This is a genomic window from Clostridium akagii DSM 12554, assembly GCF_000686725.1.
Lineage (GTDB): Bacteria > Bacillota > Clostridia > Clostridiales > Clostridiaceae > Clostridium_I > Clostridium_I akagii.
In genome coordinates, this window is record NZ_KK366008.1 from 465,833 (window position 1) to 491,293 (window position 25,461).

General features: G+C 30.1%; 24 protein-coding genes. 3 read left to right on the forward strand and 21 right to left on the reverse strand.

The window, feature by feature from the left end:
• Window positions 1-103: 103 nt before the first annotated feature.
• The 11 genes from BR66_RS0120670 to pyrB form a co-directional block, all read right to left on the reverse strand.
• The gene (locus BR66_RS0120670) at window positions 104-886 is read right to left on the reverse strand and encodes a sugar phosphate isomerase/epimerase family protein (protein WP_026884621.1); all 783 of its coding nucleotides are present in this window, start codon (window positions 884-886) and stop codon (window positions 104-106) included.
• A 14-nt stretch (window positions 887-900) separates the two neighbouring features.
• Window positions 901-1,695: a hypothetical protein gene (locus tag BR66_RS0120675; RefSeq protein WP_026884622.1), complete on the reverse strand. Its 795-nt coding sequence runs from the start codon at window positions 1,693-1,695 to the stop codon at window positions 901-903.
• 168 nt (window positions 1,696-1,863) lie between these two features.
• Window positions 1,864-5,058, reverse strand: a complete 3,195-nt coding sequence (carB, locus tag BR66_RS0120680; RefSeq protein ID WP_026884623.1) for a carbamoyl-phosphate synthase (glutamine-hydrolyzing) large subunit — start codon at window positions 5,056-5,058, stop codon at window positions 1,864-1,866.
• Window positions 5,059-5,159: 101 nt separating this feature from the next.
• Window positions 5,160-6,245 carry a glutamine-hydrolyzing carbamoyl-phosphate synthase small subunit gene (gene carA / locus BR66_RS0120685; protein ID WP_026884624.1) on the reverse strand — a complete coding sequence of 362 codons (1,086 nt, stop codon included), beginning with the start codon at window positions 6,243-6,245 and terminating at the stop codon, window positions 5,160-5,162.
• Between the two features lie 410 nt (window positions 6,246-6,655).
• On the reverse strand, window positions 6,656-7,330 hold the full coding sequence (gene pyrE / locus BR66_RS0120690; protein ID WP_026884625.1) for an orotate phosphoribosyltransferase: 675 nt from the start codon (window positions 7,328-7,330) through the stop codon (window positions 6,656-6,658).
• 35 nt (window positions 7,331-7,365) lie between these two features.
• On the reverse strand, window positions 7,366-8,262 hold the full coding sequence (locus tag BR66_RS0120695) for a dihydroorotate dehydrogenase (protein WP_026884626.1): 897 nt from the start codon (window positions 8,260-8,262) through the stop codon (window positions 7,366-7,368).
• Window positions 8,255-8,995 (reverse strand): dihydroorotate dehydrogenase electron transfer subunit, encoded by a 741-nt coding sequence (locus tag BR66_RS0120700; protein ID WP_026884627.1) that lies wholly within the window; start codon window positions 8,993-8,995, stop codon window positions 8,255-8,257. The genes BR66_RS0120695 and BR66_RS0120700 overlap by 8 nt, the downstream gene beginning before the upstream one ends.
• Before the next feature lie 66 nt (window positions 8,996-9,061).
• Complete coding sequence (gene pyrF / locus BR66_RS0120705; RefSeq protein ID WP_026884628.1) at window positions 9,062-9,925, reverse strand: orotidine-5'-phosphate decarboxylase; 864 nt, start codon at window positions 9,923-9,925, stop codon at window positions 9,062-9,064.
• A 15-nt stretch (window positions 9,926-9,940) separates the two neighbouring features.
• On the reverse strand, window positions 9,941-11,125 hold the full coding sequence (locus tag BR66_RS0120710; protein WP_026884629.1) for a dihydroorotase: 1,185 nt from the start codon (window positions 11,123-11,125) through the stop codon (window positions 9,941-9,943).
• Between the two features lie 68 nt (window positions 11,126-11,193).
• A complete protein-coding gene (locus tag BR66_RS0120715; protein ID WP_026884630.1) occupies window positions 11,194-11,616 on the reverse strand; it encodes an aspartate carbamoyltransferase regulatory subunit in 423 nt (140 codons plus the stop codon).
• Window positions 11,616-12,539 (reverse strand): aspartate carbamoyltransferase, encoded by a 924-nt coding sequence (gene pyrB / locus BR66_RS0120720; protein ID WP_026884631.1) that lies wholly within the window; start codon window positions 12,537-12,539, stop codon window positions 11,616-11,618. The genes BR66_RS0120715 and pyrB overlap by 1 nt, the downstream gene beginning before the upstream one ends.
• Before the next feature lie 369 nt (window positions 12,540-12,908).
• Between pyrB and BR66_RS0120725 the strand changes: the two genes are divergently transcribed.
• Window positions 12,909-13,517: a DedA family protein gene (locus BR66_RS0120725; protein ID WP_026884632.1), complete on the forward strand. Its 609-nt coding sequence runs from the start codon at window positions 12,909-12,911 to the stop codon at window positions 13,515-13,517.
• A 140-nt stretch (window positions 13,518-13,657) separates the two neighbouring features.
• Here the strand turns inward: BR66_RS0120725 and BR66_RS0120730 are convergent, their stop codons facing one another.
• Window positions 13,658-15,403 carry an ABC transporter ATP-binding protein gene (locus BR66_RS0120730; protein WP_026884633.1) on the reverse strand — a complete coding sequence of 582 codons (1,746 nt, stop codon included), beginning with the start codon at window positions 15,401-15,403 and terminating at the stop codon, window positions 13,658-13,660.
• Window positions 15,404-15,620: 217 nt separating this feature from the next.
• Between BR66_RS0120730 and BR66_RS0120735 the strand changes: the two genes are divergently transcribed.
• A complete protein-coding gene (locus tag BR66_RS0120735; protein WP_026884634.1) occupies window positions 15,621-15,821 on the forward strand; it encodes an alpha/beta-type small acid-soluble spore protein in 201 nt (66 codons plus the stop codon).
• A 162-nt stretch (window positions 15,822-15,983) separates the two neighbouring features.
• On the opposite strand, the gene BR66_RS0120740 is transcribed toward BR66_RS0120735, so the two are convergent.
• From BR66_RS0120740 to BR66_RS0120780, 9 genes are all read right to left on the reverse strand, one after another.
• On the reverse strand, window positions 15,984-16,409 hold the full coding sequence (locus BR66_RS0120740; RefSeq protein ID WP_026884635.1) for a CBS domain-containing protein: 426 nt from the start codon (window positions 16,407-16,409) through the stop codon (window positions 15,984-15,986).
• 284 nt (window positions 16,410-16,693) lie between these two features.
• Window positions 16,694-17,776: a nicotinate-nucleotide--dimethylbenzimidazole phosphoribosyltransferase gene (cobT, locus tag BR66_RS0120745; RefSeq protein ID WP_026884636.1), complete on the reverse strand. Its 1,083-nt coding sequence runs from the start codon at window positions 17,774-17,776 to the stop codon at window positions 16,694-16,696.
• A gap of 258 nt (window positions 17,777-18,034) precedes the next feature.
• Window positions 18,035-18,496, reverse strand: coding sequence for a ribonuclease H-like YkuK family protein (locus BR66_RS0120750; RefSeq protein WP_026884637.1), 462 nt, complete (start codon window positions 18,494-18,496; stop codon window positions 18,035-18,037).
• A gap of 159 nt (window positions 18,497-18,655) precedes the next feature.
• Window positions 18,656-19,834, reverse strand: a complete 1,179-nt coding sequence (locus BR66_RS0120755) for an SAM-dependent methyltransferase (RefSeq protein WP_026884638.1) — start codon at window positions 19,832-19,834, stop codon at window positions 18,656-18,658.
• A gap of 40 nt (window positions 19,835-19,874) precedes the next feature.
• The gene (locus BR66_RS0120760) at window positions 19,875-20,936 is read right to left on the reverse strand and encodes a CdaR family transcriptional regulator (RefSeq protein WP_242841190.1); all 1,062 of its coding nucleotides are present in this window, start codon (window positions 20,934-20,936) and stop codon (window positions 19,875-19,877) included.
• A 40-nt stretch (window positions 20,937-20,976) separates the two neighbouring features.
• On the reverse strand, window positions 20,977-21,678 hold the full coding sequence (locus BR66_RS0120765; protein ID WP_026884640.1) for an LrgB family protein: 702 nt from the start codon (window positions 21,676-21,678) through the stop codon (window positions 20,977-20,979).
• Window positions 21,679-21,683: 5 nt separating this feature from the next.
• Complete coding sequence (locus BR66_RS0120770) at window positions 21,684-22,025, reverse strand: CidA/LrgA family protein (protein ID WP_026884641.1); 342 nt, start codon at window positions 22,023-22,025, stop codon at window positions 21,684-21,686.
• 336 nt (window positions 22,026-22,361) lie between these two features.
• Window positions 22,362-23,189 carry a putative ABC transporter permease gene (locus BR66_RS0120775; protein WP_026884642.1) on the reverse strand — a complete coding sequence of 276 codons (828 nt, stop codon included), beginning with the start codon at window positions 23,187-23,189 and terminating at the stop codon, window positions 22,362-22,364.
• A gap of 129 nt (window positions 23,190-23,318) precedes the next feature.
• Window positions 23,319-23,699, reverse strand: a complete 381-nt coding sequence (locus BR66_RS0120780) for a DUF1523 domain-containing protein (RefSeq protein ID WP_242841191.1) — start codon at window positions 23,697-23,699, stop codon at window positions 23,319-23,321.
• 811 nt (window positions 23,700-24,510) lie between these two features.
• Between BR66_RS0120780 and BR66_RS0120790 the strand changes: the two genes are divergently transcribed.
• Window positions 24,511-25,422, forward strand: a complete 912-nt coding sequence (locus BR66_RS0120790; RefSeq protein WP_026884644.1) for a DMT family transporter — start codon at window positions 24,511-24,513, stop codon at window positions 25,420-25,422.
• Window positions 25,423-25,461 lie beyond the last annotated feature (39 nt).

Below are 25,461 nucleotides of genomic sequence, written 5' to 3' on the forward strand. Positions count from 1 at the left end.
TGAATCTTTCATATATTATATAACAAAAAAGCTTAGGTTTACAATTATAACTTCATATGTTTTAAATTATCTTTACGCCTACAATTAATTCTTAAATACATTGCTATATATATTTAACTAAAAAATCTTTAGCTTCTGTAAGCTGACTATATGAATTGTAATTGTTTCCATATACTTCTATTATAACATTTCCTGAATACTTATGTGCCTTTATTTTATCAAATATAGATATAAAATCAACAGTTCCCTTTCCTGGCAATAAACAAATATGATCCTTATCCCTATCATTTACATGAAAATTAATAAGATTTTCATCCATTATATCTAGATATTTAAAAGGATGTATTTTAGTTTTGTAAGCTTGCTTTATATCAAATGTAAAATACAATGGATATTTTGTATGTGTTTTTATCATATCCAAATATTCTAAATTACTTGACATGCACCAATCCACGTTTTCTTGTGCCAGTTTAATACCATTCTCTCCAGCAATATATGTAAGTGTATCATACACATCGTATATTAATTTAAAATCAATTTCATCTATATCTGTTCTTCTCATGCCATGGAAAGTATAGCAACTAGCTCCTAAAACACTTGCAGCCTTGCAAACCTTCTGAAAATACTTCAGCATGTCTGTTCTTCTTCTTTTGTATGAGTCAAAGAGATATGGTTCATACAAAGGTGAAAAACTATGCACACTATTTATCTTCAACCCATATTTATCCTTTTTATCTTTAAGTACTTCTATAAAATTATTTTCAAATTCCAATGGTGTGTTTAAAAAAATTTCCGCACATTTAAAACCTAGACTTGATATTATTTCAATGCTATCCTCCGTCTCTACCTTTGGATAAAATACAGCTGAAGACAACCCTATATTCATACTGGTCACCTCCTTTAATTAGTTAAAGAGCCGTCTCCCTTTAAATATTGTGTTTTATTATCAGTTACAATCTCCAGTCCCTGTGCAGTAACATTGTTTATCTGCACATTTAATCCAGTAATGTTAGTATTCATATTAGTTTTATTCTGAACATTAAACTTCCAAATATATTTATCATTCTTATTAAACCAAGGAAGTTGTGTTATGTATGCTATATTACTGTCATCTATAAATTTAGGTGATTGAACCCATATATATGTTGGATTGTTTTTTAACACGGTAGCCTTATCAAAACTTTGTCCGCCTCCAGAAACATAGGACAAATTCGTTATATTTGATGATGTTCCATCTGAATTTGCAAGTATAACATCCTGGGTGCTTTTTTGAAACAAAATTACTGCTGAACTTGATGGATTTATATTATAATCTAAGTCTGAATCGCTATTATCAACACTCTTAATAACTTTTGCCACTGTAGTATTATCATATACAATTTTTGCTTGTTTTCCACTTGGCATAGTAACTACAAAACTTCCTGTATCAACTTTTTTAGTTGGCACATTATTCTTCTTTACTATTTTTTCTTTTTTTACTACGGTTTTTGGATTACTCTCTTGTTTGGTAGTCTTATTGCTACCACTCTTTGTAATATTCCCCAAAGTTTTGCCTATGCCACTTAGATTAGTCTTAGATACAATCATTACTATTGCAAAAACTACTATAATAGAAATAATACCAATAATGGTTTTCTTTTTTCTTCTTCTCATTCTTTTTTGATATTCACTGCTAAAAATACTTGGTTTTCCCACTTTGAACCCTCCTTAACTTATTACTTATCACCACTTATTATAACTCATTGTTAATGATTTTAATAATTTTTTCATAATAAAAAAACAGAGTGGACAACTCCACTCTATAAGATTCTGTATTAATAATTAAATTAATTATATCAATTTTTCAATAAATTTAAAAGCATTTTACTGCTTGTTTACAAAATATTTACTCATGGGACTATATTCAACTTCATTATTTGAAAGCTTATATTTAATTGCCGTCAAGAATACATCGGCTGTATCAATACAAGTAAATACTGGTATTCTATGTTCTGTAGCCTTTCTTCTAAGCTTAAATCCCAAAGTTTCTAACATATTTCCTTTAGTAGGTGAATTTATTATAAATTTAAAATTCATATTGCCCAAACTATCAATTGCATCTTGTAATTCTAATAAATTACATTTAACACCATTTTTATTTAAATAATCTCCAGTTTCTGAAGATGCGTAGATATTAAACCCTATTTTCACATAATTTTTTATTATGTCTATTCCCTCTTCTTTATCTAAATCTTTTAAAGCAACATATATATTTCCTTCAGAAGGTATAATATAATTTGCCCCGCAGAAACCTTTATATACTGCAGATTCAAAATCATTGCCAACCCCTAATACCTCACCTGTGGATTTCATCTCTGGTCCAAGATATGTATCAACATCCACAAGTTTTTCATTGGAGAAAACTGGTACTTTAATAGCATAAAGTTTGTTATCTTTAATAAGTCCACACCCATAGCCGAGGTCTTTAACTTTACTGCCTAGCATTATTTCAACAGCGAGCTTTACCATTTGGATTCCAGTTACCTTACTTAAAATTGGAACCGTCCTTGAAGCTCTTGGGTTAACCTCAATTACATAAACATCCTTTCCATCATACACATATTGTATATTAAATAATCCTTTTATATTTAAAGCTTTAGCAATTCGTTTTGTATAACTTTCAAGTGTTTTAAGTACCTCATTTGAAAGAGTTCTTGTAGGATACATGGTTATACTATCTCCAGAATGTATACCCGTTCTTTCCACATGTTCCATAATTCCAGGTATCAATATATCTATGCCATCTGAAATTGCATCCACTTCTATTTCAGTACCTTTAACATATCTATCAATAAGTACAGGATGATCTGATGATAAATTAACCGCATCAGTCATGTACTTTTCAAGTGTCTTATTGTCGTGGACAACTTGCATTGCCCTACCACCTATAACATAAGAAGGTCTTACTATTACAGGATATCCTAAAATTTCTATTGCTTTATATGCACCATCCATATCTGTAACTGACACTCCTTCTGGAAGAGGTATCTCTATATCATTTAAAAGTTTACTAAATTTTTCTCTATCTTCAGCAAGATCTATGGACTCAAAGGAAGTTCCAAGTATATTAATATTCCTTTTGCTTATTACTTCTGCTAGATTAATTGCTGTTTGACCACCAAACTGAACAATAATGCCATATGGCTTTTCCTTTTCAATAATATCTAACACATTATCTATGTATAAAGATTCAAAATACAGTTTATCCGCTGTATCAAAATCCGTGCTTACTGTTTCAGGATTGTTATTTATTATTATTGATTTATAACCAGCTTCTTTTATTCCCCAAACTCCATGGACACAACAATAGTCAAATTCAATTCCCTGTCCTATCCTTATTGGCCCTGATCCAATAACTATTATCTTTTTATCGTTGTCAATGACGTCTTCATCTTCATCTTCATAACATGAGTAAAAATACGGTGTATCTGCATCAAACTCACCACCACACGTATCGACCATTTTATAAACTGGCAATATATTATTATCTTTTAATATATTTCTTATAAATGCTTCATCTTTTCCAGTAATTCTGCTTATTTCTTTTACAGTGAAACCCATTTTTTTTGCTTCTATGATATTGTCTTCTGAATTATTTTTCTTCAGAACTACTTCCATGTCTATTATTGATTTAATGTTACTTAAAAACCAGCAATCTATTTTTGTTATATTATGAATTTTATCTATTGTTAGTCCCTTTCTCATAGCTTCAGCTATAGCAAATATTCTCTCGTCATCTTGAAGTTTTATTTTTTCAACCAGTTCCTCAGTAGTAAATTCTTCAAGGTAATCAAGCCTTAAGCCAATTATTTTTTCTTCTAAGGACGTAACCGCTTTTAACAGTGCATTAATAAACGTTCTATCAATGGACATTACCTCTCCAGTAGCTTTCATTTGAGTACCTAGGGTTCTAAATGCTGTGTCAAATTTGTTGAAAGGCCATTTGGGGATTTTTACAACACAATAATCAAGTGTTGGTTCAAAACAAGCACTTGAATTTTTAGTGACATAATTTTTCAGTTCATCCAAACTATAACCAATTGCTATTTTTGATGCAATCTTTGCTATTGGATATCCTGCTGCCTTAGATGCAAGCGCACTTGATCTACTAACTCTTGGATTTACCTCAATAACAATATAATTATTACTTTTAGGATCAAGGGCATATTGAATATTACAGCCACCTTCTATTTTAAGGTTTCTTATAATCTTTATAGCAGCTTTTCTAAGCATTTGATATTCTGTGTCTCTAAGTGTTTGCGATGGTACAACTACAATGCTATCCCCGGTATGTATTCCAACTGGATCAAGATTTTCCATATTGCAAATAATTATACAATTGTCTTTTCCATCTCTAATAACTTCATATTCAATTTCTTTCCATCCTGCCACGCTTTGCTCCAAAAGTATTTGACCAATTGGACTCATTTCTATTCCCATACTGCAAATCTTCTGCAATTGTTCCATGTTTTCAGCAATACCACCACCGGTTCCACCCATGGTATATGCAGGTCTTATTATAACTGGAAATCCAAATTTATTCACAAATCTAATGCATTGGCCAACCTCAGTGGCAATTATACTTTCAGGAACTGGTTCTCCAATCTCCTTCATTAGGTTTTTGAATTCTTCTCTATCCTCTGCTTTCTTTATTGCTTCACTGTTTACGCCTAAAAGCCTTACATTGTATTTTTCTAAAATGCCTTTATCCTTAAGATTCATTGCAAGATTAAGCGCTGTCTGTCCCCCAAAACCTGCAAGTATTCCATCAGGTCCTTCATTTGCTATTATTTTTTCTAATGCTTCCACTGTAAGAGGCTCAATATAAACTTTATCTGCAATATGATAATCTGTCATTATTGTTGCAGGATTACTATTTACAAGTATAGTCTCAATTCCTTCTTCCCTTATAGCTTTAGCAGCCTCAGTACCTGAATAATCAAATTCCGCTGCCTGACCTATAATTATAGGACCAGAACCAATAATGAGAGCTTTTTTTATAGTTTTATCTAAAGGCATATTTATTTCCTCCAATATTTTTAAGTTTAAAGCATCTGAAAGAAAACAACAAATCAAATATACTAGCATACTTGCCTGTTATTTTTTTGAAGATACCTAAGTTATATTGCTTCCTCTTTCACGTTTTTATCCATTATAGCAATGAACTTATCAAATAGATACGCTGTATCAGTTGGTCCTGGAGCTCCTTCTGGATGAAACTGTACTGAAAATACTGGTAAAGAGTTATGTTTCATACCCTCCACAGTATCATCATTAAGATTTTTATGGGTAATTATCATACCTTTATTTTCAACACTTTTTTTATCCACCGCATATCCATGGTTTTGAGATGTTATATATGCTTTATCCCTTTCTATATCATAGACACCATGATTCCCACCCCTATGTCCGAATTTAAGTTTATAAGTATCTCCACCAACTGCTAATGCTATGATTTGATGTCCGAGACATATTCCAAAGGTTGGTACAGAATTTATTATACTCTTCACTGAATTTATAACACCTTTAAGTTGCTTTGGATCTCCAGGTCCATTTGTAAGAAAAACTCCATCTGGTTTAATACTCATAACCTCATTGCAATTAGTGTCATATGGAAATATAGTTATGTCGCAATTCCTTTGTTTTAAATTTTCAATAATATTACCCTTGGCACCAAAATCCATAACTGCTACTTTAAAGCCACTACCCTTAATGTGTTTACTCTCTTTTGTACTAACCATTTTTACATAATTTTCACTAATATCTTTTTCATCCATAATATTTTTGAGTTTTTCAATATTAAACTCTTGGTTTGATATTACACATTTCATTGAACCAGTATTCCTTATTTTTTTTGTAATAGCCCTTGTGTCCACACCGCATAAACCAACTACATTCCTGTCTTTGAGCATTCCATCTATGCTACCCTCACTCATATAATTAGATGGATCTGTGCAAACAGTTTTTACAATAAACCCTTTTGCATAAACTCCTTCAGATTCATTTTCATTGCTGTTCACACCATAATTACCTATCAAAGGATATGTCATATTAATTATTTGACCTGCATAGGAAGGGTCCGTGAGTATTTCTTGATACCCGGTCATACAAGTATTAAAAACAAGTTCACCAACTGATGTCCCTACTTTTCCAAAACCATTTCCAACGTATGTTGTTCCATCTTCTAAATATAGTATGCCCTTCATAAAATACACCTCTTTTATTATATTAAAACCACATTATTTTATATTTATACACTCAAATTTATATTTATACATAGATTATCATATTGCTAGTTTTACTGTCAACCCATATTTTACACTGTACACCCTGATTTTTTACATAAAAATAGAGCCATATCCTGATTAGGAAGGCTCTTGCGTACAAAAACAAAGTTATGCATAAAGTTATGTTATGCCACTTATATATACAATTTCACCTTCTCAGCCTCACAGGACCAAAATTAAAGGTTATATTTAATTTTCATTTTATCTTTTACATCATACACTAATTCTACATTAATATCAATAGTTTGGTTCAAATTATCACAATTTGTAATTGAATAAATAATATTTATATTCTCTTTATAAGAACCCCTGATCAATGAGAAAAGTTTTTACTCTGCTCCATAAATATCATAATATTCGGATATTTTCTTTTTCATTTCATCATTAATTAAAATTTTGCCGTCAATTCCTTTATTATAAAGATGGGATACTACGTCCTCAATAGTAACTATGGAACAAGTTTTCATACTAAATTCTTCTTTAATTTCAGTTAGTGCTGACTTTGCACCTTTTCCTTTTTCCATTCTGTCTACAGAAATTATTAAACCAATCACATCTACATCGCCTTGAGCTTTTATAATTGGCATAGTTTCATGTATCGAAGTACCAGCCGTAGTTACATCTTCAATTATAACTACTTTATCTCCTGATTTAATCTTACTTCCAAGAAGTATACCTGTATCACCATGATCCTTTACCTCTTTCCTATTTGAACAGTAACCTACATTGATATCATATAGATTGTTTAATGAAATAGAAGTAGTTACACTAAGTGGAATTCCTTTATATGCTGGTCCAAATAATATATTAAAATGGCTGCCAAAATTTTCTTTAATAGCCTGGGCATAAAATTCTCCAAGTTTACTAAGTTGTTTGCCTGTTGTATAGTTTCCAGTATTAACAAAGAAGGGAGTTTTTCTACCGCTTTTAGTTGTGAAATCTCCAAAAGTAAGTACTCCACAGTCTACCATAAAATCTATAAAATCCTTTTTATATTGCTCCATAGCTTCGCACTCTCCTATTATTAAAAAAATTTATTTTATATAATTCCTGTAATTTCTGATAAATCTTTTATGCCTTCTTTTTCCATAAATGCTTCTATTCCTTCTATTATGTCTAAACATATATCCGGTTTAATGAAATTTGCTGTACCAACTTGAATGGCAGTAGCTCCTGCCATAATGAATTCTATAGCGTCACTGCTGGTTATTATCCCACCCATACCAATTACAGGTATTTCTACTGCCTTTGACACTTCATATACCATTCTAAGTGCCAATGGTTTTATACCTGCTCCTGAAAGACCAGCTGTAATATTATTAAATACAGGTTTTCTCCTATTTATATCGATTGCCATTGCCTTAAAAGTATTCACAAGGGATATAGAATCTGCTCCTGCTTCTGTGCATTTCACTGCCATATCAACTATATCTTCAGCATTTGGTGACAGTTTTACCATAAGTGGTTTTTTAGAATATTTTCTAGCACTACTAACAATATCATAGGCAACCTTGGATTTTATTCCAAAAGCCATGCCACCACTCTTAACGTTAGGACATGATATATTTAGTTCAATTATATCCACATTAGTTTTGTCTAGAAGCTCCATCCCAATTTCATAATCTTCCTTGCAAGAGCCTCCCAAATTTGCTATAACTATATTCCCGAATTTTTTCATCTTTGGTAACTCTTCTTTTATAAAAGCTTTTACTCCTGGATTCTGAAGACCAACGCTATTCATAATACCACCGTCTACTTCATATATCCTTATGCCATCATTACCTTCCTTAGGGTTTAAAGTTAGTCCCTTTGAAGATATTCCTCCAAGCCTTCCCACATCGAAATAATTGTTATAATCATTACCAAAACCAAATGTACCCGAAGCTGCAATTACTGGATTTTTAAACTCAATGCCTGAAATATTAACTTTAGCCATTTATCACAAGCTCCTCTCCTAAAAAAACCGGTCCTTCTTTACATGATCTTTTTCTTCCACTCTTAGTTTTGCATGTACATACAAGACACGCCCCAATGCCACATGCCATTCTATTTTCCATAGATACATAAACAGTAACTTTTTTATCTCGGCACATTTCAACAACTTTTGTCATCATTATCTCAGGTCCACAACATAAAACCATATCGTAATTCTCAACTTTTAATAAATCTGTAACATACCCTTTGTGACCAGCATCACCATTTTCTGTGGATAAATAGAAGTTATTAACATTTTTTTCCACATTGTCCACAGTTCTACTCTTATTTCTAAATCCCACGTGCAAATCTATGTTGCAACCTTCTAATTTATTAATAAGATACCTCATTGGAGCTATACCTATTCCGCCAGCAACTATTGCTATATTTCCCTTTATTTTTTCAATGTCAAAGCCGTTGCCCAAAGGTCCCGTTATTTTTATTTCATCATCTACTTTTAGTTTTGATAAAATTTCTGTTCCTCGTCCAAAAACCCTATAAAGAAAAGTTATTTTATCTTCATCAATATTATTAATACTTATTGGCCGTGAAAGCGTAGGTTCCCTGTCCCAACCTCTAAGCATATAAAACTGACCAGGCAAACCTTCGAATTTTCCCTTAATGCTTATTTCATAAATATCTTCATCTATTTTTTTATTACTATATACTTTTTCTACTAAATACTTTTCACTCATAGATTTCCTCCATAAATTTAAATACAATGCATTGTCATAGTCAAAATAACTATTTGTTATTTTGAATTATTTCAATTGGCTTAAAATATCATCCCTCATAGTTATAGAGGCATTTCTCGCAGATTCTTCAAAGTTCTTTTCCCCATTATCATCTTTCTTATAAGCAAGTAGTATTCCTCTTGAAGAATTAACTATACCACCATTTCCATGAGATAAATAATTTGAAACTTCCTTTGCTGTTCCACCTTGAGCTCCATATCCTGGTATTAAAAAGAAAGTTGAGCCAAATTTATTTCTCATTTCTTTACCTTCAAAACCCGTGGTACAACCAACTACAGCTCCAATAGAACTGTAACCAGACTCACCTAAGTAATCCTTTCCCATTTCACTTAACTTTTCCCCAACAAAATCATAAACTCTCTTATTTTCACAATTACTTATGTATTGAATATCCTTTGAACCTTTGTTTGAAGTCCTCAGCAGAACAAAGATGGCTTTTTCATTGTCTTTTATATATGGAAGATAAGGCTCTATACTATCAAACCCCATATAAGGATTTAGTGTTATAATATCGCTTTCAAAATCCCCTTGAAAATGAGCCTTGGCATACATTTCTGCTGTCCTTGATATATCTCCTCTTTTAATATCTGCTATTGATATTACTTTTTCACTTTTCAAATATTCCAAAGTCTTTTTATATGCACTCAGTCCTTTTAATCCATAGGCTTCGTAATATGCTATCTGCACCTTGTAACATGCTACTACGTCAATAGTAGCATCTATTATTTTTTTATTGAAATTGAATAATGCATCCTCAATATTCTCATATTTTTTTAAAAAATCTTCTGGCAAATAACTAAGATCTGTATCTAATCCTAAACAAACATGTCCTTTTTTTTCAACACTTTCATATAATTTATCTATAATCATATTTAAAAACTCCCTCTATATATTATAAACAGTTATCCCGCTTTTTATAGTTCTTAATACAACACCATATAATTGCATTCCATTAAAACAAGTATTTTTACCCTTTGATAAAAAAGATTTTGAATCAACCGTATATTTTTTCTCTAAATCTACAATTACAAGATCCCCATCATATCCTAGCTCTATTCTACCTTTATTAAACTTTAATATTTCAGAAGGATTTTTAGACATTATTTCTGAAAGTTTATTTAAACTTATATTGTTGTTTTTAACAAGTTCCGTATAGCATATTGAAAAGGAAGTTTCTATTCCTGATATACCACATGCCCCATTTTCTTTGTCCTCTTTTGTATGTGGTGCATGATCCGTTCCTATTGCATCCACATATCCTTCTTTTATAGCCTTTATAATATATTGTCTGTCCTCTTCTTCTCTAAGTGGAGGATTTACTTTATACCTGTCTTCCCCTGTCAGTGCTATATGATGAGGCGTTACTTCGCATGTTACATTAAATCCCTGTTTTTTTGCTCTTTTAATTTCTTTCATTGCCTCTTTTGTACTTACATGGCAAAGGTGAAGATGTGCTCCGGTAAATCTAGCAAGTTCTATATCTCTTATTGTCATAAGATTTTCCGAAAGTCTTGTACTTTCATGAGTAACTTCCATATCCTCTGCGTGAGACATAACAACCCAATCTTTCTTTTTTGCTATTTTCATAGCTTGAAGCATGATTTCACTGCTACATACTCCTTTACCATCATCAGATATAGATTTGATATTATTTTCAAGTTCTTTAAGGTGAGTCATATCTTTTCCCTCTAAATCCCTTGTTATACTAACTGTTTGATTAATATCTACAAGTCCAATTTTCTTAGCCCTATCAAGTACATAATTTACCGTTTTCATAGTGCTACATACAGGTTTTGTATTTCCCATGAGATTAACTGCTGTATATCCGCCTTTTACCGCAGCCATGCTTCCACTTTCAATATCCTCTTTATATGTAAACCCTGGATCCCTAAAATGACTGTGCAAATCTGTAAAAGCGGGCATTACCACTTTCCCTTTTGCGCTTATTGTTTCACAATCCTTTTTTAAACCCTGACCTATTTCCTTGATCACTCCATCTTTTATATATATATCGCCAAAAACATCATGAGAAAAATCAACTATTCTTCCATTCTTAATTAAAAGTTCCAAACAAATTCCTCCCTAGGTATCCTTTCAATAAAACAATAAGTATACCAGTTTATTTTGTTTTAAATTCTTTATATTGTAACAATTTCGTCACAATACTCACATCTATATTCTCCTTTTTCTTCATCTACTAAATTAAATACATGAGTTACATATTTCTCAACAGAAGTAATACATCGTGGGTTTTTGCATTTCAATACATTTTCAACTTTTTTTGGGAGGCTAAGTTTAATTTTTTCCTTGATTATTTCATTTTCAATTATATTTACTGTAATATTGTGATCTAAAAGACCTAGCATTTTAAAATCTAAATCTATATCATTTTCAATTTTAATTATATCTTTTTTCTTATTTTTAGTACTACTTACATTCATAATTAATGCAGTAGGAAAATCTGCATCCTCAAGATTCAAATAATTATATATCTTAATGCCGTGACCTGCTTGAATATGGTCTATAACTATACCATTAATTATGCTATTTATAGTAATCATTAAGCCACCCCCAAAAGTTTTGCCATTAATGCCATTCTTACAAACATTCCAAATTTAGCCTGCTTAAAATAGCATGCCCTTGGATCATCATCTACTTCATAGGCTATTTCATTTACCCTTGGTAACGGATGTAGAATTATCATATCTTTTTTAGCCAGTTCTAGCTTTTCTTTGTCTAGGATATAACTATCTTTTAGTCTTATATAATCCTCTTCATTAAAAAACCTTTCTTTCTGAACTCTAGTCATATAGAGGATATCTAAGTCCCCTATTACTTTTTCTAACTTATGGGCTTCTACAAATTCAATATTATTTTTCTGTAATATTTCTTTTTTTATATAATCTGGGATCTTTAATTCATTAGGTGAGATTAAAATAAATTTATTGTTTTTATATCGTGAAAGGGCCTTAATAAGTGAGTGAACTGTTCTTCCGAACTTAAGATCACCACATATACCGATTGTTGAATCAGTTAGTTTACCTTTAATATTTTTGATTGTAAGAAGATCAGTTAATGTTTGAGTTGGATGTTGATGACCTCCGTCTCCTGCATTTATTATAGGTACTTCTGAGTACATAGCCGCAATTTTAGGAGCACCTTCCTTGGGATGCCTCATAGCAACTATATCAGCGTAACACCCTACAACCCTTATAGTATCTGCTACAGTTTCTCCCTTGGACACTGAGGTTGAATTTGGTTCTGAAAAGCCAACAACTTGACCGCCAAGCCTTAACATGGCAGTTTCAAAGCTAAATCTTGTTCTAGTACTTGGTTCATAAAAAAGTGTAGCCAATATTTTACCAAAAGCTATTTTTTCATAGTCCTCTGGTTTTTCCATTATATTATCTGCTAATTTAAATATTTCGTCTAATTCTTCAATGCTTAGATCCATAGGATCAATTAAACTTCTTCCTTTTAACATATTCATCCTCCTTCTTAGTCTCTCTGTACTAAATTTAAAGGTGCAAAAAATGCCTTCCCCTAAAGGAAGGCATAATGATATCAATACTCATTTATTCCTGTTCTACCTTCCCAGTCTCTCTGAACTGAACTTAAAGGCTAATCAATTCGATTATTATATTATCATACCCATAATTTATTGTCAATGCACCCCAATATCCTATAATTTCACTTATGCTACAATGTCTAAACAACATCCATTTTGTAAATTTTTTATAACAACGCCTACTTTTCCGTAAATTTATGTGGAAAAATGTTTCTCTAACCATTAAAATGAATATGGTGTATAAATAAAATAATTTTACTCGTGTTCTGAAAGGATTGTGTTAATTTGGTTAATCATATTATAAACTTGTTAATTTTAATACTAGGAAAACTTGGATACTTCGGAACTTTTTTTGGAATGTTCTTTGAAAGTGCATGTATCCCAATACCAAGCGAAATTACTTTACCTTTGGGTGGTTATCTCAGCTTTACAGGTCAATTAAATTTAATACTTGTCATAATCTTTGGTACTGCTGGAGGAACTGCTGGTTCCATATTCGCATATTACATAGGAGCGAAGGGCGGAAGACCTCTAGTGGAAAAGTATGCTGATAAACTACACCTTTCAAAGGAAAAGATTGATAGTAGTGATGCCTTATTTAATAAGTATGGTGATAAAATAATATTTATATCAAGACTTCTCCCTATTATTAGAACCTTCATTTCCCTGCCTGCGGGAATTGCAAAGATGAATTTTGCTAAATTCACCATTTACACTATTATTGGTTCTGCAATCTGGAGCTCACTTCTGGTATATTTAGGTTTTGCTATGGGGAAAAATTGGGAAACTATTCGTTCATATTATCATTACTTAGATATAGCTGTTGTACTAATAATTGTTGGATTTATAGTGTATAAAATAATTACTCGGAAAAAGCAAAAGAAAACACTGTAAGTAATTAAAAGTTACAAGTTCATGAATATTTTCTGCTAATGCAGAATAATAGATTATAAAAGTAAGGCAGATGTGTAAACTCATCTGCCTTACTTTTATATATTTTTTTATTTTTCGTTAAGACAAAATCCCCTTAACTCTTAACGTTGCTCCATTACTTCAAATTGCATATTATAAAGAGAAGCGTACATACCCTCATTCTCCATAAGCATATCATGATTTCCTCTTTCTATAATTCCTTCCTCTGTTAGAACTAAAATTTCATCTGCATTTCTTATGGTACTAAGCCTATGTGCAATGACTATAGTCGTTCTATTCTTTGAAAGTTCCTCCAGGGAATTTTGAATAAATTTTTCACTGGCATTATCAAGAGCGGAAGTTGCTTCATCCAAAATTAGTATTGGTGGATTTTTAAGAAATACTCTAGCGATAGATATTCTCTGCTTTTGCCCACCAGAAAGTTTAACTCCTCTCTCACCTACAAAGGTATCATAACCATCTTCAAGTTCCATAATATAATCATGTATATTAGCTCTCTTTGCAGCCTCTAGTATTTCTTCATCCGTGGCTTCTTCCTTACCATAAGCAATATTTTCTTTTATAGATCCACCAAACAAATACACCTCTTGCTGTACAATACCTATTGAGTTTCTAAGTGAGTTTAGTTTTATATCTCTTACATCTATTCCATCTATAGTTATACTTCCTTCAGAAGTTTCATAAAATCGTGGAATAAGGCTACAAAATGTAGTTTTTCCACCACCAGAAGGACCAACTATAGCTATCTTTTTGCCTGCAACTATTTTTATATTTATGTTATCAAGTATTGTTGAACCTTCACCATATCTAAACGTTACATTTTTAAATTCAATATTACCTTTAGTATCATTAAGATTAACCGCACCTTTTTTATCAACAATATCAGGATTTGTATCAAGTATTTGTAATAGCCTGGTAAATCCAGTTAATCCTCGTTGAAATTGTTCTGTGAAATTCACAAGTTTATCTACAGGATTTAAAAATATATTTATATACAATATATATATTACAAGATCAGAAACATTAAAACTTCCACTACTTATAAATATTCCACCAAGTAAAATTACAGAAAGATATAACATTCCTTGAAAAAAACTATTTCCACTATAATATTTACCCATTATAAAATAACTTTTTTCCTTAGTTTTTAGAAATTCCAAGTTACCTTTTCGAAATTTAGCCGCTTCTACTTTTTCGTTTGCAAATGATTTAACAACTCTTATACCTGAAAGGGTATCTTGAACTACTGCATTTACATCTGCAATCTTCACTCTATTACTCATAAATACTACTTCCATTTTTTTATTGTAATATAATGAAAAATAAAGCATTACTAATGTGAAAAATACTAATAAAAATGTTATTGGAACATTTATACTAAAAAGAATAGCAAAAGATCCTATTATCTTTATTAGTGAAATGAACAAATCTTCTGGCCCATGGTGTGCTAGTTCTGATATGTCAAACAAATCATTTACTATTCTTGACATAAGCGTTCCAGTGTTATTATTATCATAATATGAAAAAGAAAGTTTTTGATAATGTTCAAAAAGGTCTCTCCTCATATTTGTTTCCATCTTAGCTCCCATTATATGGCCCCAAGAAGTTATGAAATATTGGCAAAAATACCTTATTATATACATAACTAATAATGCCCCGCCAAGTATTAAAACATATCTCAATATAACATTTTTGTCTTTTAATATATACACATGATTGAGCAAAAATTGTACAATTATAGGAAAAGCTAAATCCACTGCTGATAATATGAGTGCGCAGAACATATCTGCCGCAAATAAATTTTTATATGGTTTGTAATACGCAAAAAATCTTTTAAGTTTATTCATTATTAAAATATCACCTTTTCTCTAAAATAATTATAATTCCCATTTGATAAGAGTAACATTTAATTTTAATTTTATCAACAAGTAGTTTTCCTTTGTTTCTCATCTCTTTTGAATTAATCCCAAAAGCACCTTAAATTACATAGGATATGATTTTAGAAACTACACAATATACTAACGTAACACAAACAAATTATTATTTATAAGGAGATGTTTACTAATGGCAAGTAGAGGAAATAGAGTTTTAGTACCTGAAGCAAAGGAAGCGTTAAATAAATTTAAGTTGGAAGCAGCTCATGAGGTAGGTACTCCTTTATCAGAAGGATACAATGGAGATCTTACTTCAAAACAAAATGGTTCTGTTGGTGGCCAAATGGTTAAAAAAATGGTTCAGGATTACGAAAGTAAAATAAGCAAATAGTTGTGTTATTATAAAAAAGAAAGAAGCTGTTTCAAAGTTAGAAATTACTTAGCAATTTCTAACTGCTTGAAACAGCCTCTTTTATTATTTTTTCACTATATTGGTATATCTATTTATTATTTTTTCTACTTTACTGAAAAATTCTTATTACCTTATAACTTACTACATACATCTAACCCTCATGTTATTCATTGAAGCATATTTATCAGAATTTATCAAATCACTTTTTTTGATTATTCCTATAAATATATTGTTATCATCAACAACTGGAGTAAAACCTTGATTTATCATATCATTGGGTAAATCCTCAACCTTACAATCTATATGCACAGGTCTAATTACCATTTGTCTTACTATATCTAATATTCCCACTTTATTAAAATCCTTAAATTCTACTTCAGGGGAATTTTTTATCTTACGGACTAAATCATCTTTTGTAACAGTTCCAACATATATTCCATGGTTATCTAATATAGGAATTTGAATGCAATTATGATATTTCATCTTTTCTAAAATTTGCCTCACTGTAGAAGTTAATTTACCATATATTACTTCTTTTTTAGGAGTTAAAAAAAACACTATAGTCATAACTATTAACCTCTTTCCTTAGATTACTTTTACTATAATTATATTATATATGTATTGTTTCAAGATTTCAATAGTTTTTTATCGATTTATCAATAGAACTCTAGTTTTGTTTAACATATTAATAAAATATTCATTTATTGTTATTAACCTATACATTAATAACATTAAAACTTGATTTAATTATTTATAACAAAATGAGGATGTAAGTAGATTTGTTTATGCAAACCTACTTACATCCTCATTTTATATTTATTGTATACTATCAAAAATAGCTTCCTTAATTTTTAACTGTTTTTATCAGTTCTTATATCCACATAATTATTTTTATCAAGTCCTGATTCTTCAAAACAAACCATATTGTTTATTGCATATAAAGCGGTTTCTATTAAATTAAAAGCTAGTGGACATCCCGAACCTTCACCTAAACGCATTTTTAGATTAAACATAGGTTCAAGTCCAATTTCGTTCATTATAAATATCATACCTGGCTCGGCGGATAAATGAGATGGGAAAATATAATCTTTAACATTACTATTTAACCTATATGCACATAATGCTGCCACTGAAGAAATCAATCCATCAATAACTATAGGAACCCTATTCCTTGCAGCTCCTAAAAAGCACCCACAAATTCCAGCAATGTCAAATCCGCCTATTTTAGAAATAACGTCCACTATATCATTTTTATCAGGCACATTTACCTCAATTGATCGCTTTACCACTATTTTTTTATTTTTTAATTGCTCCTCTGTAAGACCCGAACCTTTACCCACAGCCATATCCACATCAATTCCTAGTAATACACTTAATACAGCTGCAGATGTTGTTGTATTTCCAACTCCCATTTCACCAGTTCCAAATAAATTATAACCTTCATTACATAATTCATCTACAGTTTCAATGCCTATTTCTATTGCCCTTATAGTCTGCTCCCTAGTCATAGCAGGCTCTTTTGCTATGTTTTTTGTTCCATATGCTATTTTTTTATTTATTATTTGTGGATTATTAAAATCTGCATTTACACCAACATCCACGATTGTCAAATCTGCTTTCTCCTTTTTAGCTAATACACAAACTCCTGTGGTTCCTTTGGTAAAATTATTCATTACAACTGAGGTTATATTTTGTGGGCATGTACTAATTCCTTCTTCCACTACTCCATTATCCCCACACATAATAATTATATTTTTTTTATACTCTTTAATAGCTAAATTCCCTTGAATTCCTGCTACCTTGGCAGCAATTTCTTCTAGCAATCCCATACTTCCTATAGGTTTTGATAGATTATCTATAACCTTCCATGCCTTTTTCATTTGTATTTTATTTGAAGGCATAATATTTTTTAATGTTTCATTTAATAACTGCATACTGTCCCCCCAATTAAATAATTATTTATATTATACTACTTTATATATGCAAACATTTTATTTTTCTTTTACTTTCTAATATAACTGAATCATCAGCTTACATTGTTTTGTGCCTACCTAAAGTAAAACCTTTACAGTATATTTATAAAACTATGTATTTATAAGTGCTAATGCTTGTTCTAATACATTGTTACCATTAATCAAACTAACACTCAGCAGTGGCTTAAAACATACCTCCCGCAAAGTGTTAGTTAACTTTTATTTTGAATATCTGTCTGCTATTGTTGATGCTGCATAAGAATCTGGTTTAGTTTTACAGTCAAACCCATAGGACCTTACCCACCTAGTTATTTCAGGTATAATACTTGATGTAGGTCCACCTTCACCAGCATCCACATGAATACCTATTCCGTAATTGAAATTTTCGTTTTGGAATTTTTTTGAAAGCTTCATGGCAATTTCAAGGCTCATACTTGTTTCATAAAATAACTTTTCATGAATATTATTTAGCTTTTTTACCCTTTTTATATCATAGAAAAATATCCCACCATGCCCCATTCGATGTATTGAAACTACCAGTACAACTTTGGTTAAATCAAAATTTTGGCTATCTGTCCCAACAGCAATATGATATGTTTCCTCAGGCGATTTACCAACAAATTTTTTTATGATTTGAAACATCTTGTCAAAATCAACATTTCCATAGGTTATACTTCGCATATAATTTCCAACTTTCATAATTAATATTTAGTCATCTGAAAAAAATATCAAATAAAGTGATTTGTAATTTCTTTAAGAAGTCATATATATATTATTATTTAATTGTTAAGAAACAATACCTACAAAGGTTAACTTTTAATTGATTTACATATTAAGGTATCATTCTTTATACATATACGTCCTAGTAATAGGTATTTCATTATTAAGACCTTTAGTAAATAAAAATTGATTGATATCCATAACTCCATAATGAAATGATGCTGCACAAGCATTTAAATAAAGTCTCCACATTCTTATAAATCTTTCATCTTTTATTTTTCTAACCTCGTCTATTGCTTCTTCAAAATTACTTGCCCAACACTCTAGCGTTTTTGCATAATGTAATCTTAAACTTTCAACATCTATTAAATGAAAATCATAATCTGGCATGAGTCCTATAAGTTCCCTAGTAGATGGTATATATCCTCCTGGAAATATGTATCTTCGTATCCATTCATTAACTTCACCTTCAGTTTGAGCTGTAATACAGTGCAAAAGTGAAATACCATGTTCTTTTAGTAATTTATCTACTGTTTCCATGTATATAGGCAAATTTTTTCTGCCAACATGCTCTACCATACCTACACTTACTACTCTGTCAAACATTTCACCTGATTTAGTTAGTTCTCTATAATCAAGCAATCTAACCTCTACCAAATCCTCAAGTTTGTTCGCCTTAATTCTTTCATTAACTTTGTCAAACTGCTCATTACTTAGCGTAACACCCAATGCGTGTACTTTGTATTTTTTAGCTGCTGTAATTATCAGTTCGCCCCAACCACAACCAATATCTAGAATTTTTTGTCCTTCTTTTAGGTTTAATTTTTTTAGAATATGGTCAACTTTATTTAACTGAGCCTCATATAATGTGTCTTTTTCATTCTGAAAATAAGCACATGAATAACTCATAGTATCATCTAACCACAGTTTGAAAAAATCATTTCCTAAATCATAATGATATTGTATATCATTTTTGCTCTTTTTAATTGAATTTGTTTTAAATTTATTTAATTTTTGAAATATAGCTGCTTTATGTAAGAAACTATCTTTATTTTTATATATTGACTCAATAATTTCTTGAATATTACCTTGAAAATCTATGACATTATCCATATATGCTTCACCAAAGGTTAAAAAAGGGTCTTTTAGTGCATCTTTTTTAGATATTTGATCATTTACTAACAGCTTAAATTTAGATTGGCCTTCTCCAAATTTTTCAGAGGTTCCATCAGGGAACTCTACCTCACAACTATCATAAAATGCATTTTTTACAAATTCAGTCAAGAAAAATTTATCTATATCCATTTTTATCATCTCCATTAATATTTTAACATCAATACTATAATATTGAAATAAGATATGCCGTAAAAAGTTCAAAAAGTTCTATTACATTTCTTGGGTTCTTTCCAGATATCTCATGTATCTTTTCTAACCTATAATTTAAAGTGTTTCTATGTATATGTAATTTTTCCGAAGTAATATTAATCTCTTCGTTGTTATACACATAGGCTACTAATGTCTTTAAAAGATCTATTTGCTTTGCCTCCTTCTTTAATTTTTCAATAATATTACTTAGCTCTGAATCACCTTTAAATTTTGCGAGCATTGAAATAAAATGCAAGTCTTTAAATAAAAAAACATTTTTATTATTCTCAAGTTTTTTGCCTATATTTAACGCTGTAAGCGCCTGTTTTACTGATTTTGCTATAATTATTTCATTGAGTCCTATTCCAAAATTCACATTACTATATTCATTATCAAAACATGCTGACAATCTCTTTATGATTGTTTCATCAGAATTCATAAAAAGTACTATTGTATAAGAATTAAGCATATAAAAATATTCGTTTTTACCTAAAATTTCATTTAATTTACTTTTTATTTTTTTTGAAGTTTCTTCATTAAAGCTTATTACCACTGCTGTATGTAAAATATTTAAATTTATTCCTAGAGAGAGCCCTCTTTCAATAAAATTTTCTGAATAATCGTCTGTTATATATGACAAATCACAAAGAAATTTTTCTATCCGTTGTTCCTTAACATTTTTTTCATTCAAGGTATACTCCTGATTTATTAAAAGCTCCACTGTTACCCGTGCCAATTCACTAAAAGATTTAACAATACTAGGCTCTCCTGAAATTCCAATAACACCAACAAGTTTTCCTGCAAAAAAAATCGGTGAATTCACGCCTCTTTTAACACCTTCATAAGAATCATCATATATTTCAACTATTTTTTTAAATTTCAATACTTGTTTTGCTCCAGTATGAACCTGATTAATTCTATGTATATCTCCACTGCCTATTATTACGCCCTGTTCGTCAGCAATAATAACATTATATGGAATAACCTTCATAATCATATACACAATTTTCTGTGCCAGCGGCTTAGACAATTTCATAATAATATACCCCTATCTGTAGTTTATATAAAGCTACAATTCATAATAAACTATGAAATATTTTCGCAAGTATTGGAGCGATTATTACTGTTATTAGACCTGTAATTCCTATAGCAAGACTACTCATAGCACCCTCGACTTCACCTAATTCAATTGCTTTAGATGTACCAACAGCATGAGAAGAACAACCCAGTGATATTCCTCTTGCTACTCTATCATTTATACGAAAAATTTTAAAAATAGTAGGTCCAATTACAGCACCTGTTATTCCCGTAATTATAATAGCTGCAACTGTTATTGATGGTATCCCACCAATTTGCTTAGAAACCTCCATACCAATTGGCGTAGTTATAGATTTAGGAATCATTGATAAACTAAGTTGTTTTGAAATTCCAAATAAATTACACAAAAGGATTACGCTAGTAATACCACCCACTGTTCCTAGTGAAATGCCCAAAAATATAGGAAGTGCATTTTCTTTGAACAGTCTTATTTTTTTATATAATGGAACGGCTAAAACCACTGTCGCTGGTGCTAATAACAATGTTATAAACTGTCCACCAGTATTATATTCCGTTGTGCTTATGTTAAAACATTTTAGGAATGCTATAAGCAAAATTATACTTACTAAAAGTGGATTTAAAATAGCGAGTTTTATTTTTTTATTTATGTAACATGCGATTTCGAAAGCCATTAACGAAATCATTATGAAAAATAATGGTGAAGAAATTAAGTCATGCAAAACATTCAGCTCCTTTTAAGTATCTGCACCGTTATCCCAGTGATAACCATAGCAACAACCGTAGATATAAAAATTATAATAATTAAATATGGCCAACAATTTCTTATACTCCCTATGCTTGCAATAAGTCCAACACCTGCCGGAACAAAGAAAAATGGTAAATGCTCTAATAAAAAATTGCTTACCTCTTCCACTGATTCTACTTTTAAAATTCCAGAGCATAAAAAAATAACAAGTAATATCATACCAACTACATTTCCTGGTATCTTAAGTCCTAATACAGTACTTATGACACTACCTAAAAAACAAAATCCTAGTATAATTGCCAATTGCCTTGTAATTTTCATCTGTGCGCCTCCTCTCTAAGTATACTTTATTCATTTGTTCATTTGCACCAATCATCGTGTCATAACCATTATTTTATACTAATTCTTTATAATATACAATGGTCATTTGATTTGTCTTTTTTCTATTCTATTGTGCATTCGAACAAAATCAATTGTAGTAATCGTATACAGTTCATCTCATTGATCACACTTCAAAATATAAATGTGGTAATAACCGAAGCTTCTCCTAGCAGTGTTATATCCGATTTATCAAATAAAATTCATAGGGCACTTATATAAATATATAAGTGCCCATTTCCTACTGCATATATTTGTTTCTTCACGTTATAAATCCCACTACCCTCTTCGAGTAGCATTCTTTTTTAATTCCTCTAAAGCTTCAAAATACTTATTAGACCTAATATTCGGGAATGCTCTAATAAGTCTTCTGTGAAGTATGTTTTTTCTTGCTATAAGGTTATTATAATTCTGTTTAAGTCCATCAACTTCATCATCATATTTTGTTTTGATTGCGATTAACTCATCCTCATGTTTTCTTTTGAACTCAATTGAATCCTTAGATATCTCTTTAGCCAAGGTATCTGAACTTTCTTTTATTCTAGCAGATATTTCATCAATTTTCTTTAATCTTACGTTAAATTTTAATACAGTTTCAACTGCCGCCACCATATCTATAATTAATAAAGTAATTATTACACCCAACATTATATTGCCTAAAAGTATTGGAATTAATTTTGTAATATCCCTAATTACAGTATGAATTATTTTAACAACAAAAACACTTGCTAGTCCCCAAATCAATGAAAATCTAAGACAAATGTACCCTTTTATGTTAAATGATCTCTGTGAATAATCCCACCACCTATTATTAAACAACTTTTCAAGTATAAATCCAGTTATAAATTCAATAAGAGAGGTAACAATAATGGAAACAATAAAAATCAATATTAAATTATTTCCAATTGGTGTAATTAATTCTATGAGTATAACAACTCCAAACCCATATATAGGGCAAACTGGTCCATTCAAAAATCCTCGATTAACAAATTCGCCTGTCTTAATTGCCGCATATACAACTTCTATGCACCAACCTATAAATGCATATATAGTAAAATAAAGAATAACGTTATATAATGATAAATTAAAAATTATTATGTTTTGCATAGATACTCCCATTTCACTTAATATTATAATCCAAGGCATCTTCAAAAAACAACCAATCACGCTAGCCTATTTTGATTCAGATATCTCTTTTATCTATATTATAAGTAAAAAAAGATTTTTTGTATACTTTTAATTTACACCTTTAGCCCATATAATATTTTCATAGGATGATATTAATGGTATATTGAGCCCATATGTCTTTATTTCATATTTTTTATTAACCCTAAGTTCCCAGTATAAATTTTCAGAATTTAATTTTAATTCTAGCGCACTGTCAGTATCATTAAATGTAATTATTTTACCATCATCAGTTTGTGCATAAATTAAATAAATATCACTATTATTATACGTTTTTATTTGTTTATTCGAAATAGTTACTACATAAGTGTTTCTAAATAAATGCGGAAAAAATGCAACCACCCCTACTATTAATACTATACCAATTATTATTAAAACAATATTGAATTTATAGAACTTGTTATTTTTAAATTTATAAAAATTGTTTTTCATCATAAAATCTCCTCGATTTTAATAAATATACTCTATTTAATTATTACTAATTTTATATATATATTAGTATTAAATTTAGAATTAAATTTACATTAATGAATATTACACTTTCAGTAATCCTTACATACCCAAAATAAATAAAACGGAGCAGTAGCACAACTTGAACGTGATTACATAAAGGATAGAGAAATGGAAGGCATAGCTATTGCAAAGCAGAAAGGAAAATTCAAATGTCGCACCCTAAACAGTGGGACAAGTATTATAAAATGATGAAACAAGGGCAAATAAAAGGTATTGATGTGATGAAAATTTTAGATTTAAAGAAAACTACTTTTTATAAACTAATAAAAGAATATGAGTCTTACGAAAGGGGTCTAAAATATTTATAGAGAACATTATAATTAGTTATATGAGGGTGTCAGCCAACGAAACCTACGCTAAGGAAATAAATACTGTAAACCTTCGTTTATGGCACTTAAATAAAACACTTATAAATAGCTGATTTATAAGTGTTTTTCAGTTCAAAAAGTATTACAAAAAATGAAGTACAAAATAATGCTAATACACCGTTTATGGTACTTATTTTAAAATATTATTGGATTAATATAGTCAAAACTTTTGCTTTAATTTTAAGTTCTATCAAATCTTTGATTTTGTTGTATGTATATAATTTTTCAAAAAAAAGTTGCAAAATTATATCTTTTGTATTAATATGAGAAATAGCTAATATTTATACTATATTTCATAACATTTACATATTAGTAAAGAGATGAAGTCAAAAAGACAAAATGATCGTTATAAGGAGGCGAATATGAGCGTACATAAAATCAAATCAAATCTTATTCTTTTACTTGTTGCAATTATATGGGGATTTGCATTTGTTGCACAACGAGAGGGAATAAAATATATTGGACCATTTACTTTTAATGGTATTCGTTTTGCACTTGGTAGTATTTCTCTAATTCCACTTATGTTATTTAATAAAAATATGCATCATAGTTATGTTAATAAGCATGGTATTAAACGTGCAATAAGCTCCGGTATTCTGGCTGGAATAATCCTATTTTCGGCTTCGTCTTTACAACAGATTGGCCTTTTAGGTACAACAGCTGGTAAAGCTGGTTTTATAACTGGATTATATATTGTTCTTGTTCCAATTTTAGGAATAATTTTAAAACAGTATATTGGTATTAATGGGTGGCTTGGTGCAATAATTGCTACGATTGGATTGTATTTACTGTGTGTTACAGATCGATTTTCTATTTCATATTATGATTTGCTGGAGCTTATAGGATCGTTATTATTTGCAATACATATACTTCTAATTGACCGATTTTCATTAAAAGTTGATACTTTGAAATTAGCATTTTTTCAATTTTTAACATGTTCAGTTCTTAGTATGGCAATGGCTCTATTTATGGAAAAGGTATCTTTAAGTGGCATTCATAAATCTATAATACCTATTCTATATGGTGGAGTTTTTTCAGTAGGAATTGCTTATACATTGCAGATAGTTGGTCAAAAAAATGCAAATCCTTCACATGCAGCTATAATTCTAAGTTTTGAATCTGTTTTTGCAGTTATTGGAGGAACTATAATTTTAAATGAAAATTTAGGATTAAAGGGCTTTTTAGGTTGTGCTTTTATGTTTACAGGTATGTTGTTATCTCAGTTTCGTAGTCATGATAAAAAAAATATGCTATCTGATAGTGAAACTGGATAAGGGTAATATTTAAAAAAATTTTAGTCTTTAATAAATGAT

Bases quoted from the DNA above. Each gene is read 5' to 3' on its own strand.
- BR66_RS0120670 (WP_026884621.1), bottom strand. From the start codon at position 886: ATGAATATAGGGTTGTCTTCAGCTGTATTTTATCCAAAGGTAGAGACG.
- carB (WP_026884623.1), bottom strand. From the start codon at position 5,058: ATGCCTTTAGATAAAACTATAAAAAAAGCTCTCATTATTGGTTCTGGT.
- carA (WP_026884624.1), bottom strand. From the start codon at position 6,245: ATGAAGGGCATACTATATTTAGAAGATGGAACAACATACGTTGGAAAT.
- pyrE (WP_026884625.1), bottom strand. From the start codon at position 7,330: ATGGAGCAATATAAAAAGGATTTTATAGATTTTATGGTAGACTGTGGA.
- BR66_RS0120695 (WP_026884626.1), bottom strand. From the start codon at position 8,262: ATGGCTAAAGTTAATATTTCAGGCATTGAGTTTAAAAATCCAGTAATT.
- BR66_RS0120700 (WP_026884627.1), bottom strand. From the start codon at position 8,995: ATGAGTGAAAAGTATTTAGTAGAAAAAGTATATAGTAATAAAAAAATA.
- pyrF (WP_026884628.1), bottom strand. From the start codon at position 9,925: ATGATTATAGATAAATTATATGAAAGTGTTGAAAAAAAAGGACATGTT.
- BR66_RS0120715 (WP_026884630.1), bottom strand. From the start codon at position 11,616: ATGATTACTATAAATAGCATAATTAATGGTATAGTTATAGACCATATT.
- pyrB (WP_026884631.1), bottom strand. From the start codon at position 12,539: ATGTTAAAAGGAAGAAGTTTAATTGATCCTATGGATCTAAGCATTGAA.
- BR66_RS0120730 (WP_026884633.1), bottom strand. From the start codon at position 15,403: ATGAATAAACTTAAAAGATTTTTTGCGTATTACAAACCATATAAAAAT.
- BR66_RS0120735 (WP_026884634.1), top strand. From the start codon at position 15,621: ATGGCAAGTAGAGGAAATAGAGTTTTAGTACCTGAAGCAAAGGAAGCG.
- BR66_RS0120740 (WP_026884635.1), bottom strand. From the start codon at position 16,409: ATGACTATAGTGTTTTTTTTAACTCCTAAAAAAGAAGTAATATATGGT.
- cobT (WP_026884636.1), bottom strand. From the start codon at position 17,776: ATGCAGTTATTAAATGAAACATTAAAAAATATTATGCCTTCAAATAAA.
- BR66_RS0120750 (WP_026884637.1), bottom strand. From the start codon at position 18,496: ATGCGAAGTATAACCTATGGAAATGTTGATTTTGACAAGATGTTTCAA.
- BR66_RS0120760 (WP_242841190.1), bottom strand. From the start codon at position 20,936: ATGAAATTGTCTAAGCCGCTGGCACAGAAAATTGTGTATATGATTATG.
- BR66_RS0120770 (WP_026884641.1), bottom strand. From the start codon at position 22,025: ATGAAAATTACAAGGCAATTGGCAATTATACTAGGATTTTGTTTTTTA.
- BR66_RS0120775 (WP_026884642.1), bottom strand. From the start codon at position 23,189: ATGCAAAACATAATAATTTTTAATTTATCATTATATAACGTTATTCTT.
- BR66_RS0120780 (WP_242841191.1), bottom strand. From the start codon at position 23,699: ATGAAAAACAATTTTTATAAATTTAAAAATAACAAGTTCTATAAATTC.
- BR66_RS0120790 (WP_026884644.1), top strand. From the start codon at position 24,511: ATGAGCGTACATAAAATCAAATCAAATCTTATTCTTTTACTTGTTGCA.